Genomic DNA, 12556 nt, shown 5'->3' with positions numbered 1-12556 from the left:
CGCCATGCCCGATATCGCCGACCTCCGGCTTGAGCACCTGCTTTGCGACATTGACGCCGAAGGCATCGCCACCGTCACCCTGAACCGCCCCGCGAAACGCAACGCCCTGAACGCAGCCACCATCGAGGAACTGGTGGCGCTGTTCTCGGCGCTGCCGGTATCGGGCGCGCGCGCGGTCGTCCTGCGCGCCGAGGGGCCGCATTTCTGCGCCGGGCTCGACCTTGTCGAACATGGCCAGTCCGAGCGCAGCCCCGCCGAGTTCATGCGCATCTGCCTGCGCTGGCACGAGGCGTTCAACAAGATCGAATATGGCGGCATCCCGGTCATCGCCGCGCTCAGGGGCGCGGTCGTCGGCGGCGGGCTGGAACTGGCATCCTCGGTCCATATCCGGGTCATGGACGAAACCACCTATTTCGGCCTGCCCGAGGGACAGCGCGGCCTGTTCACCGGCGGCGGCGCCACGATCCGGGTGCCGCAGCTGATCGGCAAGGCGCGGATGATCGACATGATGTTAACCGGGCGGCTTTATTCCGGGGACGAGGCGGTGGCCGTGGGCATGGCGCAATACCGCGTCCCCGACAGCGAGGCCAAGGCCTATGAACTGGCCCGCGCCTGTGCCCGGAACACGCCCTTGTCGAATTTCGCCATCTGCTCGGGCATTTCGCACATGCAGAACATGTCCGGGCTGGATGCCGCCTATGCCGAGGCGACGCTGGCCGGCATCGTCAACACCCAGGACGCGGCCAAGGGGCGGCTCGAATCCTTTGCCAAGGGCACGGCGGTCAAGATCAAGCCCGACTGAGCGCGCGGCAAATCGACGCGGTCAGTCAACCGGGCGGATCAGCTTTTTCTCAAGCACACGCAGCACGACCGCCAGATCGTGCCCGCGCTTGAGGATCCGCCCATCCATGCCGATCACCGCATATTGCCCCTGCGCCGCGCGCAGCCGGGGCCGTTTTTCGATGCGATAGAGCGGATGTTCGGCGGCATGGCGGAACACCGAAAAAACCGCCGCATCGCGCAGAAAGGACATGGCATAGTCGCGCCATTCCCCCGCCGCGACCATGCGGCCATAAACCGAAAGGATAATGCCCAGCTCGGCCCGGTCAAAGGCAACGCGGTCATGGTCCGGGGGCAGGCCAAAGGGCAGGTTCATCATGTCGGAATGGTGACACCGCCGCGCGCCGCGATCAACGAAAAAGCTCGGCGTTCAGGGATCGCGCCGCGGCCGCCCGGCCATCCGCGCCAGCGTGCCGTCGCGCCACATGCCTTCGTGCAGGCCGACCATCGCCACATGCCCGGCAATCAGCGCCAATAACAGCCACGCGCCCTCGCCATGCAGCAGGTCGCCCAATGTGACCATCCAGCCGATCGGCGGCTCTTGCGCGGGAAAGATCGCGACGCCAAAGGGCGCAAAGACCTTGTCCGAGCCATAGGCCCTGAGCAACGCGGCCCCCGGCACGATCAGCATCGCCAGATACAGCGCCAGATGCCCCAGCCGCGCCGCAAGCCCCCGCATCCCGCCGCCATGATCGGGGCGCCGGTGCCGGTTCAGCCCCGCCCAGATCAGGCGCAGCACGATCAGCCCGAAAAGGATCAGTCCCACCTTCTGATGCGTGCCAACGAAAAACGCCGCCACCGGCACCCGGCCCAGCACCAGCTTGAGCGTCATGCCGGCGAATTGCCACAGCATCAGCACCGCGATCGACCAATGCAGAAACCGCGTGACAAGACCGTAACGCAAGGGCGTATCATAAAGGGACAGCCGGACCCGGGGATGATCTTGGGACATGTTGCTCCTGAAGCCGGGCTGGGATGGGTCGGCATGGAGCCGCGGAAAAGTTGACTAAAACGCCCTGCATCATTATGCCCCGGTCTCGACCCGGGCAAGACCCGCAGCCACAGCGTTTGCAAAGCATGGCACCCCGATAACATGGCCGTCAGCGGAACTGTCCCTATGTCCAGCCCCTCTTTGCCCTTCAGCTTTGCCTCGCCGGCCGGCGCGCTGCAAGACGCCGCCCCCCTGACCGAGGCGCAAGAGGGGCTTTGGTACGCGCAGGCGCTGGACCCCGCGAACCCGATCCTGAACACCGGACAGTATCTGGAACTTCTGGGGCCTCTCGACCGCAACGCGCTGGCCCAGGCGGTGACGCGCACCATCTCCGAGGCGCCGGCCCTGTCCCTGCGCTTTGCCGATCCGGGCAGCGGCCCCCGGCAGGCGCCGGGCCTGCCGCCGATGCTGGGCTTTGCCGATCTCTCGGCCCAGCCCGACGCCCGGGCACAGGCCCTGGCCCAGATGCAGGCCGACAGCCAGCGCCCCCTGAACCTTGCCGAAAACGCCGCCGCGACCTTTATCCTGTTCGTGCTGGGGCCCGAGCATCACCTGCTTTACGAACGCATCCACCATCTTGCCATTGACGGCTATGGCATGGTGCTGGTGACGAACCGCATCGCCGCGCATTATGCCGCGCTGACGGATGGCGCGCCGGCGCCCGAGGCCTTTGGCGCGCTGTCGCTTGCCGGGGATGAGGATGCGGCCTATCGCGCCTCGCCCCGCCGCGCGGCGGATCGCGACTGGTGGCACGCGGAACTGGCCGACCTGCCCGAGGTCACCGGCCCCGCGCCGGGCCGCGCGCTCAGCGGGCACGACTTTCTGCGCGACAGCTGCGCGTTGTCCGTGGATCTGCGGAGCGCGCTGGCCGGATATTGCGGTCGCCACGCGCTTGGCTGGCCCGATGTGCTGGCCGCGCTCTGCGGTGCCTATCTGGCGCGCTGGACCGGCGGCGCGGCGGTGATCGGCCTGCCATTCATGGCGCGGATGGGACGCAAGATCGCGAACCTGCCCTGCATGGCCATGAATGTCCTGCCCTTTCGCATCGACCCCGATGAGGACGCGCCCCTGCCCGAATGGTTGGCCGCACAGTCGCGGCGCATGGCGCAGGGCCGCCGCCGCGGTCTTTACCGCAGCGAGCTCTTGCGCCGGGAACTGGGGCTGGTGGGCGGCACCCGGCGGCTATACGGCCCGATCGTGAATGTGCAACCCTTTGACAAGCCGCCGCATTTTCCGGGCCTTGATTGCCGACTGCATATTCTTGGCGCTGGCGCGGTCGACGATCTGACGCTGACCTTTCGCGGCGATCCCGATGCCGGCATCATCTTCGAGGTCGACGCCAATCCCGCGCTGTATTCACGGGCCGAAACGCGGGCCCATGGCGACCGCCTGATCGCGTTTCTCGGCGCCGCGCTGGCCGCCGAGCGGCTGGCCGATATCCCCACCGCCAGCCCCGCCGAAATCGCCGCCGCCGGTGACCGCGCCCGCGCGGCCCGCCACGACATTCCCGACACCACCCTGACCGCGCTGATCGAGGCACAGCTGACCGCGACCCCCGACGCCCCGGCGCTGAGCTTTGGCGACACCACGCTGAGCTTTGCCCAGCTTGACCGGCGCAGCGCGGCACTGGCGGCGCGGCTGGAACGTCTTGGCGCGGCACCGGACCGGATCGTGGCGGTGGCGATGGAACGCTCGGCCGAATTGCCCATCGCCCTGCTGGCCTGCTTGCGCGCCGGAGCGGCCTATCTGCCCCTGGATCCCGACCACCCGCCCGAACGGATCGCCGCCATCCTCGCGCAGGCCGACCCCGTGGCGGTTCTGACCACGCCCGATCTGGCAGGACTGTTTCCGCCGGAAAGCAGCCTGTTGACGCCGCCCGACTGGCCCGATGAGGGGCGCCCGGCCGCCCGCCCCGGGCCGGGCGATCTGGCTTATGTGATCTTTACCTCGGGATCGACCGGCGCGCCCAAGGGGGTGGCGGTCGAGCATCGCGCCATCGTCAACCGCCTGCTCTGGATGCGGGCGCATTACGGTATCGGGCCGTCCGACCGCATCCTGCAAAAGACGCCCGCGACATTTGACGTTTCGGTGTGGGAATTCTTTTTGCCGATGCTCACCGGGGCCGAGCTGGTGCTGGCGCCGCCCGGCGCGCATCGCGATCCCGCCCGGATCGCGCGACTGATCCGCGACCGCGCCATCACCACGCTGCATTTCGTGCCGTCGATGCTGTCGGCCTTTCTGGCGGCGCCGGCCTCGGACGGGCTGTCGCTGCGCCGCGTCTTTTGTTCCGGCGAGGAACTGACCGCGGATCAGCGCGACCGTTTCCACGCCCGCATCCGGGCCGAGCTGCACAATCTTTATGGCCCGACCGAGGCCGCCGTCGATGTCAGCTATTGGCCCGCCACGGCGGCGGACACATCGAACCCGGTCCCCATCGGTTTTCCGGTCTGGAACACCACGCTTGAGGTGCTGGACGACCGCATGCGCCCGCTGCCGCCGGGACTGGCGGGCAACCTGTATCTGGGCGGGGTACAGCTCGCGCGCGGCTATCTGGGCCGGCCCGACCTGACGGCCGAGCGTTTCGTTACCGGCCCCTCGGGCCGCCTTTACGCGACCGGCGATCTGGCGCGGCTTGGTGGCGACGGGGCGGTGACCTATCTTGGCCGCTCGGATCATCAGGTCAAGATCCGTGGCCTGCGCGTCGAGCTTGGCGAAATCGAGGCTACGATCATGGCCAGCGGTCTGGCCCGCGAAACCGTCGTCGTCGCGCGCGAGGATCATGCCGGCGACAAGCGGCTGGTGGCCTATATTGTACCGGGCGACGGCTGGCGCGCCGGCCTGTTGACCGAACATCTTGCCGCGCGCCTGCCGGCCTATATGGTCCCCTCGGCCGAGGTGGCCCTGCCGGCGCTGCCCGTCACCGCGAATGGCAAGCTGGACCGCAAGGCCCTGCCCGAGCCAGAGTTTCTGGCCACGGGACGCGCGGCGGATACGCCGACCGAGACCCTGCTGGCACGGCTTTACGCCAGGATCCTGCACCTTTCCGCCCCCGCCCCGGCCGAGGCCGATTTCTTTGCCCTTGGCGGCGACTCGCTCTCTGCCGTGCGGCTGGCGCAGGCGATCGAGACCGAAACCGGCCGCGATCCCGGGCTGGGCACCATCTTTGAACAGCCGGTTCTGGCCGCGCTGGCGCAGGCGCTGGATGCACGGGCGCCGCGCGATGACGGGCTGGGTCCGGCGATCCTGCTGGCGGATGGCGACCCGGCCGAACCGCCGCTTTTCGTCATCCACCCGGCGGGCGGGCTGGCCTGGGGTTATCGCATGCTGGCGCGGCGGATCGCGCCCGCGCGCCGGGTTTACGGCCTGCAACATCCCGGGCTGGACCCCAATGCGGCGATGCCCGACAGCCTTGGCGCGCTGGCCCGCGACTATGTGCGGCGGCTGAACGATCTTGCGCCGCAGGGGCCGGTCCATCTTGCCGGCTGGTCGGTGGGCGGCATTCTGGCCCAGGAAATGGCGGTGCAGCTTGTGGATGCGGGGCGCCGGATCGGAACCGTCGCCCTGTTCGACAGCTATCCCAGCGACGCCTGGCGCGACGAACCCGAACCCGATCCGGTGACCGCGCTGCGCGCGCTTCTGGCCATTGCCGGTTATGATCCCGATGCCCATCGCGATCTGGACACGCGCGATGCCGTGGTCGAATTCCTGCGCCGTGGCGACAGCGCACTGGGCGCGCTGCCGACGCGGGTGCTGGACGGGGTGGTGCGCACCGTGACCGGCACCAATCGCCTGATTCGCGGCCACCACCACAGCCGCTTTGACGGCAAGCTGGTGCATTTCCGTGCCGCCCGCGACCATCAGGGCACGGCGCTCAGCCCGGCCATGTGGCAACCCTATGCCGCCCGGCTTGAGGTGATCGACCTGCCGCTGCGGCATGCCGACATGACCTCGGCCGAGGCGTCATCCCTGATCGCGCCCGAACTTCTGCGGCGCATGGCGCAGGGCTAGGCCGGGGATCCGGCCCGCCCGGCCCACCCGACCGGCACAGGCAATCGACCCGCAAATGCCGGTCACCGCCACCCGCCGCGCAATCGCCAGCCCGGCGGCCCCAGCGTCGGAAAGGCCAGCATGAAAACCCCACAGGCCAACCCGCCGACAAGCCAGCTGATGCCCAGATGAATTTCCTCCGCCCGCGCGGTTTCCCCCGCAAATCCGGGCCATCCCCCCGACAAGAGATACGGGCCCGACATCCCGTTTTGCACCTCAATGGCGCCCCATCCGCACAAGGCGGCCCATGACAGGATCAGGGCATATCCGGCAAAGACCATCGTCACCCTCCGTTACCGAATCAAGGATGAACGGTTTCCGTTAAGATCGGGTTGACGCGCTCAGGCGCCAGCAAAGGGCAGCACCAGCGGGAAGGAACCGGCAAGCGTCTGGATATGGGCATGACCGGGCAGGACATGCACCTGTGCCCGGTGGCCGGGATGCCGGCGCAGCGTTTCGATGAACTGCATTGTGGCGGGGGCCGGTCCATCGGGCGGCGGGCCATCGCTGCCGGAACGCTTTTCCCGGTCACCCAGCGCCATCAACAGCGGCACCGAGGCCGGCCGGGCATCCCGCGCGATGCGGTTGATCAGCGCCTCGTCCCACCAGATCGAGGGGCTGATCGCGGCATAGCGCGCAAATCCACCGGGCCGCGCCAGCAATGCATATAGCGTGAAAAGCCCACCGAAACTGTGCCCCCAAAGCGTGCGACGGGCGGGATCGACAGACAGCCCAGCCTCGGCCGCCGCGCGCAGCGGGCCGACAAGGCGGTCGTGAAAGATCGCGGCCCCGCCCGCCATGCGGCCGGGATGCACATGATCGGGCCGCAGCCCGTCACCCAGCCCATCCGGTGCAGTGAAATCCAGGGTCCGCCGTTCCCGCGCGAACTGTCGGTCGGTGTCATAGCCGATGCCGACAATGGCCAGTCCCGGCGCCATGGCCAGATCGCCGGGCGTCAGGAAATCAAAGGCGGCATTGCCGTCCAGCATGTAAAGAACCGGCCAGCCCCGCGCCGGCGCCGGCCCCTTGGGCGTCGCGACAAAAAGCCGGTGCCCCGGCCCCTCGGCCACCACCTTCTGGGACAGCTCATGCGTGACGGCCCCCGTCTGAAACAGACGCAGCGCCGCCTCTTCGGCGGCGTGATCCGGCCCGACCTTGCCCTGACGCGTCATCCTGTCCCACCCCAATGCCGTGTTCCCCCTTCTTGCCCGCGCCGTGATTAGTTGACAAGCCGTGTCAGGAATATAGGTTGCGCCGGATCGAAGCCGCCCCCGCGCCCGGCTTCAAGGAGTTGCCGATGCCCATCCCCTTGCCCCGTATCCTGCAAGCGCTGCTGACCGCGCTGGTTCTGATCGCAGGCCTTGGTGCCGCGCGGGCCGATGTCACCGTGACCGATATTCTGGGCCGCGAGGTCACCCTGCCCGCACCGGCCCGGCATATCGTTCTGGGCGAGGCGCGGCATCTGACGGTGCTGGGCCTGATCCATGACGATCCGGTGGCGCTGGTTTCGGGCTGGCGGCAGGCGCGCGCGCTGGACGCGCCGACGCTTGCGGCCTATCGCCGGAAATTCCCGGCCATCGACCAGATCGTGCCGGTGGGCGCGGGAAATCGCGGCATCTCGGCCGAGGCGATCATCGCGCTGCATCCCGATCTGGTGGTGCTGACGCTGATCGATCAGAACGACGGCGCCACCCAGATCGCCGCCCGCCAGATCGAGGCCGCCGGCATCCCCATTGCCTATGTCGATTTCTTTTCGCATCCACAGGAAAATTCGATCCCCAGCCTGCGCATTCTGGGCAAGCTGACCGGCGCCGAGACCCGGGCCGAGGAATTCGCCCAATTCTATGAAACCCGCCTGAACCGCATCCGCAGCCGGCTGGCCGATCCGGGCATTGCCCGGCCAAGGGTGTTTTTTCACGTCCATGCCGCGCCCACGGGCTGTTGCGCGACGGTCGGCAACGGCGTCTTTCACGACTTTATCACTACGGCCGGCGGACAGAATATCGGCGCCGAGACCGTCGGCACCATGCAGGGCAATGTCAGCCTTGAATATCTGATCGGCGCCGATCCCGATTTCTATGTCGCGACCGGCGGCACGCATATGGCACAGCGCGGCGGGCTGGTGCTTGGGTCGGGCGTCGATGCCGAAACCGCGCAGGCAAGCTTTCAGACGATGATCGCCGCCCCCGGCTTTTCCGCGCTGCGCGCCGTGCGCGAGGGGCGCGCCGCCGGCATCTGGCACATGTTCAACGATTCCCCCGCCCATATCGCGCTGATCGAATATCTGGCCAAGAGCTTTCACCCGGACCTGTTTGCCGATGTCGATCCCGATGCCACCATGGCCCAGATCAATGCCCGCTTCTCGCCGGTGACGGTGCCGGGCATCTGGTGGGTGACGCCCGCAAGATGACCGCGCCGATTCTTGCCACCTATCACCGCCAGAACCGGCGCAACGCCCTGCTTGTCGGGGTGTTGGGACTGGGGGCGCTGGCGGCGCTGGTGCTGGATCTGGTGACGGGTCCCGCCGGCCTGCCGCTGGCGCGGACGCTGGCTGCGCTGACCGGCGGGCCGGTCGATCTGGGCACCAGTGTGATCGTCTGGCAGGTGCGTCTGCCGGTGGCGGTGATGGCGCTTCTGGTCGGGGCGGCGCTGGCGCTGGCGGGGGCGGAAATGCAGACCGTGCTGGAAAACCCGCTGGCCGAGCCCTTCACGCTGGGCGTGTCGTCATCGGCGGCGCTGGGGGCGGCGGTGGCGATCGTGCTGGGCCTGACGCTGCCCGGCCTGCCGCCGGTCTGGAGCGTGTCGGCCAATGCATTCCTGTTCGCGCTTGGCGCGCTGGGGCTGCTGCAAGTTTTGGGCCGCATCCGCGGCGGCGGCCCCGAAGTGCTGATCCTGTTCGGTGTCGCGCTGAATTTCACCGCCGCCGCCTTGCTGTCGCTGGTGCAATTCGTGGCCTCGGCCGATGCGCTGCAACAGCTGGTGTTCTGGACCATGGGCAGCCTGGCTTCGGTGCAATGGCCGGGCGTGGCGATGATCGCGGCGGTGCTGGTGCTGACGGTGCCGTTTTCGTTCCGCGCCGCCTGGCGGCTGACCGCGCTGCGGCTGGGCGAGGATCAGGCCCGCAGCTTTGGCGTCGATGTGACGGCACTGCGGCGCTGGACGCTGCTCAGGGTCAGCCTGTTGGCCGCCGCCGCCGTGTCGATGGTGGGGGTGATCGGCTTTGTCGGGCTGGCGGGGCCACATATCGCGCGTATGCTGGTGGGCGAAAATCACCGCGTCTTTCTGCCCGCCAGCCTGCTCACGGGGGCGCTGGTGATGTCGCTTGCCTCGACGCTGTCGAAAACGCTGGTGCCGGGGGTGCTTTTGCCGGTGGGGCTGGTGACCTCGCTGATCGGGTTGCCGATTTTTTTCGCGCTGATCCTGCGCGGCAGGCGGCGCTGATGCGGGGGGCGGGCGCGCAGGATCCCAAGGTCCGGGGCCTTGAGGCAAAGGGCATCACCGTCCGTTACGGCCGGCGCGGCGTGCTGGACGGGCTGGACCTGCCGCCATTGCGCCCGGGCGAGGTGACGGTGCTGGCCGGCCCCAACGCGGCCGGGAAATCGACGCTTTTGCGCGCCATCGCCCAGCTGCAACCCTATCGCGGGCAGGTGCTGCTGGACGGCGCCGATCTGGCGCGGATGCCGGCACAGACGCGCGCCCACGCGGTGGGCTTCATGCCCCAGACGCTGCCGGCCGGCTCATCGCTGGTGGCGCTGGAAAGCGTCGTCGCGGCGCTGCGGGCGGGAGGCACCATCCCGGCCCGTCAGGCCGATGCGACAGCCATGGCGGTCATGGAAAAGCTGGGCATCGCGGCGCTGGCGCTGGAACCGCTGAGCGCGCTTTCGGGCGGACAGCGCCAGATGGTCAGCCTGGCGCAGGCCATCGTCCGCGATCCCCGCCTTTTGCTGTTGGACGAGCCGACCAGCGCGCTGGACATGGCGCGGCAGGTGCGGCTTTTGTCCGAATTGCGCCGTCTGGCGGGCGAAGGGCGCATCGTCGTCGCCGTGCTGCACGATCTGGGGCTGGCGGCGCAATGGGCCGACCGCATCGTATTGATGCATGGCGGGCACACCCATGCCAGCGGCCGCCCTGACGAGGTGCTGACCCCCGCCCTTCTGGCCCAGGTTTACGGCGTCACCGCCCGGGTCGAGCGCTGTTCACAGGGGCGTATCATGATCCTGATCGACGGCGAACACGCGCCCGCCTGACGCGGCGCTCGCCTGACGGCCCGACAGGCCGCCGGGCTAGTTCGCCCGACGCCGCGACCGGAACGGCAGGGGCGCGACCGGGATCCCGTCCTCGATCAGCTTCTTGGCATCCTCAAGCCGGGCCTCGCCATGGATCGCGCGCTCGGGCGTGTCGCCTTCATGCATGGCGCGGGCCTCGGCGGCAAAGGACATGCCGACATAATCCGAATTCGCCTCGACATGCTGGCGCAGCTGGTCCAAGGCCGCCTCGCGCGGGTCGCGGGGGCTGTGCAGATCCGCCGGGCTGTCGCCGTCGCCATGGGCGACACGCGGCGCCATCAGCGCCTTTTCGACCCGGACCGAACCGCAGATGGTGCAGCCGACCTGACCCGCCGCACGCATCGTCTCGAACCCGTCCGAGGACCGGAACCAGCCATCGAATTCATGGCCTTGCTCGCAGCGCAGAGAATAGCGGATCATAACGGCCCCTTTCCTCTTAGATATCGGGGTGCGCGGCGGATTGCGCAAGCCCGGCCCCGGCCAGCGCCCGAATGCGCGCGATCAGGGGGGCGGGATCGCCGGCCCGTGCCAGCAAAAGCTTGCGCGCCGCAAAGCCCATCTCGCGCGCCCGCGCCGGATCCCCGACCAGCGCGCCCAGAACCTGCGGCAGATCGGCCGCGTCACAGGCCAGCGCCGCGCCGGCCGCGTCCAGATCGGCGTAATCGCCGGCCTGATTGGCGACATGCGGTCCATGCAGGATGGCACAGCGCCATGCCGCCGGCTCCCACGGGGTATGGCCGCCATGATCGGCGAATGAACCGCCGGTGACACAGATCCCGGCGGCGGCATACCACTGCGCCATTTCGCCCAGCGTATCGGCTAGGAGGATCGGCGCATCTGGCCCGCCGCCCCGGCTGCGCCGCGCGAAATCCAGCCCGCGCGCCGCGATCAGCCCGGCCACCGCATCGCCGCGTTCGGGATGGCGCGGCGCAAGGATCAGCCGCAGCCCCGGCGCGACCGCGCGCGCCGCCAGCCAGGCGTCCAGCATCACCGCATCCTCGCCCTCATGGGTGGATGCCGCCAGCACGGTCAGGGCGCGCCCGGGACCGTCCTCACCGGGCCGGACCCGCGCCGGGGCCAGAAGCTTCAGGTTCAATGGCGGCGTCAGCGCCGTTTGCGGCAGACCCAGCGCCAAAAGCCGCGCCTCGCTCAGGGGATCCTGTGCCGAAAGCGCCGCGATCCGCCCTAGCATCGGCCCGATCAGGCCCGGCATCCGCGCCCAGCGGGCGGCCGAACGCGCCGACATCCGCGCGCCCAGCACCACCTGCGCGACGCCGCGCGCATGGGTCATGCGCGAACGGTTGGGCCAAAGCTCGTTTTCAACGGTGACCATGACGGCGGGCCGCACCCGGTCCAGAAACCGCGCCACCGCCTGCGGCACGTCCAGCGGCGCAAGCGCGCAAGGCCAGCCGATGCGCCGCGCCAGGTCGCGCCCGGTCAGGCTGTTGGTGGTCACGCATAGCGGGAAATCCCGGGCCAGATCCTCGGCCAGCACGCGCACGGAATTCAGCTCGCCCACGCTGGCCGCATGCAACCAGATCCCGCCGGGCGCGACCTCTGGCCCGCTCAGCGCAAGCCGCTCGCGCCAGTCCGGCCCGGCAAGCGGCGCGGCCAGCCGCGCCACCCCCCCCACAAGCGCCGAGGCGCCGCGCCAGATCACCGCAGCGCGGCCTCGGCGGCCTCGCGGATGGCGCGGATATTCGCGCCGTAAGGGGCGCTGTTGGACGCCGATCCGCCCCGGAACACCGCCGATCCCGCGACCAGCACATCCGCCCCCGCCGCCGCGACCAGCGGCGCGGTCACCGGATCGACGCCGCCGTCGATCTCGATATGGATGGGACGGTCGCCGATCATGGCGCGCAATTCGCGCACCTTTTCGATCTGGCTCATGATGAATTTCTGTCCGCCGAAACCGGGATTGACCGTCATCACACAAATCAGATCGACATCATCCAGAAGCGGCCGCGCGGCCTCGGCGGGCGTGCCCGGGTTCAGCGCCAGCCCGGCCTTGGTCCCCGCCCCGCGAATGGCCTGAAGCGTGCGGTGGATATGCGGCCCGGCCTCGACATGGGCGGTGATCACATCGGATCCGGCATCGGCAAAGGCCTGGATATAGGGATCGACCGGCGCGATCATAAGATGCACATCCATGACCCCGCGGATATGCGGGCGGATGGCCTTGCACATGGCGGGGCCAAAGGTGATGTTGGGGACGAAATGCCCGTCCATGACATCGACATGTACCCAATCCGCGCCCTGATCCTCGATGGCGCGGCATTCCTGCCCGAAATTGGCGAAATCCGCGGACAGGATCGAGGGCGCGATCTTGATGCGACGGTCAAAGCTCATGGCGGGGTCTCCAGCGATCATCGGGCGGTAAGGGCTGGCCCCG

The 12556-nt window shown here is 68.9% G+C and carries 12 protein-coding genes; 5 read left to right on the top strand and 7 right to left on the bottom strand.

What is annotated here, in order from left to right:
- Positions 1-4 precede the first annotated feature (4 nt).
- Positions 5-802 (top strand): crotonase/enoyl-CoA hydratase family protein, encoded by a 798-nt coding sequence (locus tag ACFOMH_RS07315; protein WP_374427753.1) that lies wholly within the window; start codon positions 5-7, stop codon positions 800-802.
- A gap of 21 nt (positions 803-823) precedes the next feature.
- On the opposite strand, the gene ACFOMH_RS07310 is transcribed toward ACFOMH_RS07315, so the two are convergent.
- A complete protein-coding gene (locus ACFOMH_RS07310) occupies positions 824-1156 on the bottom strand; it encodes a DUF2794 domain-containing protein (protein ID WP_374427754.1) in 333 nt (110 codons plus the stop codon).
- 54 nt (positions 1157-1210) lie between these two features.
- On the bottom strand, positions 1211-1792 hold the full coding sequence (locus tag ACFOMH_RS07305) for a cytochrome b (protein ID WP_377743590.1): 582 nt from the start codon (positions 1790-1792) through the stop codon (positions 1211-1213).
- A gap of 165 nt (positions 1793-1957) precedes the next feature.
- Here ACFOMH_RS07305 and ACFOMH_RS07300 point away from each other — a divergent pair, with 165 nt between their 5' ends.
- A complete protein-coding gene (locus ACFOMH_RS07300) occupies positions 1958-5839 on the top strand; it encodes an amino acid adenylation domain-containing protein (protein ID WP_377743588.1) in 3882 nt (1293 codons plus the stop codon).
- A 62-nt stretch (positions 5840-5901) separates the two neighbouring features.
- Here the strand turns inward: ACFOMH_RS07300 and ACFOMH_RS07295 are convergent, their stop codons facing one another.
- A complete protein-coding gene (locus ACFOMH_RS07295; protein ID WP_377743587.1) occupies positions 5902-6159 on the bottom strand; it encodes a hypothetical protein in 258 nt (85 codons plus the stop codon).
- A gap of 60 nt (positions 6160-6219) precedes the next feature.
- The gene (locus ACFOMH_RS07290) at positions 6220-7050 is read right to left on the bottom strand and encodes an alpha/beta hydrolase (protein ID WP_377743586.1); all 831 of its coding nucleotides are present in this window, start codon (positions 7048-7050) and stop codon (positions 6220-6222) included.
- Between the two features lie 125 nt (positions 7051-7175).
- On the opposite strand from ACFOMH_RS07290, the gene ACFOMH_RS07285 reads away from it, so the two are divergent.
- Genes ACFOMH_RS07285 through ACFOMH_RS07275 form a run of 3 tightly spaced genes read left to right on the top strand, consistent with a single transcriptional unit; the run spans position 7176 to position 10125 of the window.
- On the top strand, positions 7176-8288 hold the full coding sequence (locus tag ACFOMH_RS07285; protein WP_377743585.1) for an ABC transporter substrate-binding protein: 1113 nt from the start codon (positions 7176-7178) through the stop codon (positions 8286-8288).
- Complete coding sequence (locus ACFOMH_RS07280; protein WP_377743583.1) at positions 8267-9319, top strand: FecCD family ABC transporter permease; 1053 nt, start codon at positions 8267-8269, stop codon at positions 9317-9319. The genes ACFOMH_RS07285 and ACFOMH_RS07280 overlap by 22 nt, the downstream gene beginning before the upstream one ends.
- A complete protein-coding gene (locus ACFOMH_RS07275) occupies positions 9319-10125 on the top strand; it encodes an ABC transporter ATP-binding protein (protein WP_377743581.1) in 807 nt (268 codons plus the stop codon). Before ACFOMH_RS07280 ends, ACFOMH_RS07275 begins: the two co-directional genes overlap by 1 nt.
- Before the next feature lie 36 nt (positions 10126-10161).
- Here ACFOMH_RS07275 and ACFOMH_RS07270 read toward each other — a convergent pair whose 3' ends face one another.
- The 3 genes from ACFOMH_RS07270 to rpe are packed head-to-tail and all read right to left on the bottom strand — an operon-like array spanning position 10162 to position 12513.
- Positions 10162-10584 (bottom strand): DUF1178 family protein, encoded by a 423-nt coding sequence (locus ACFOMH_RS07270; RefSeq protein ID WP_377743579.1) that lies wholly within the window; start codon positions 10582-10584, stop codon positions 10162-10164.
- 16 nt (positions 10585-10600) lie between these two features.
- Positions 10601-11824 carry a 3-deoxy-D-manno-octulosonic acid transferase gene (locus ACFOMH_RS07265; RefSeq protein ID WP_377743578.1) on the bottom strand — a complete coding sequence of 408 codons (1224 nt, stop codon included), beginning with the start codon at positions 11822-11824 and terminating at the stop codon, positions 10601-10603.
- The gene (gene rpe / locus ACFOMH_RS07260; RefSeq protein WP_377743576.1) at positions 11821-12513 is read right to left on the bottom strand and encodes a ribulose-phosphate 3-epimerase; all 693 of its coding nucleotides are present in this window, start codon (positions 12511-12513) and stop codon (positions 11821-11823) included. Before rpe ends, ACFOMH_RS07265 begins: the two co-directional genes overlap by 4 nt.
- Positions 12514-12556: the final 43 nt, after the last annotated feature.

This window comes from Paracoccus mangrovi (assembly GCF_042648425.1).
In the GTDB taxonomy this organism is placed as follows: Bacteria; Pseudomonadota; Alphaproteobacteria; order Rhodobacterales; family Rhodobacteraceae; genus Paracoccus; species Paracoccus mangrovi.
The sequence above is the reverse complement of the archived record's forward strand: the minus strand, read 5'-3'. Positions and strand labels throughout refer to the sequence as shown.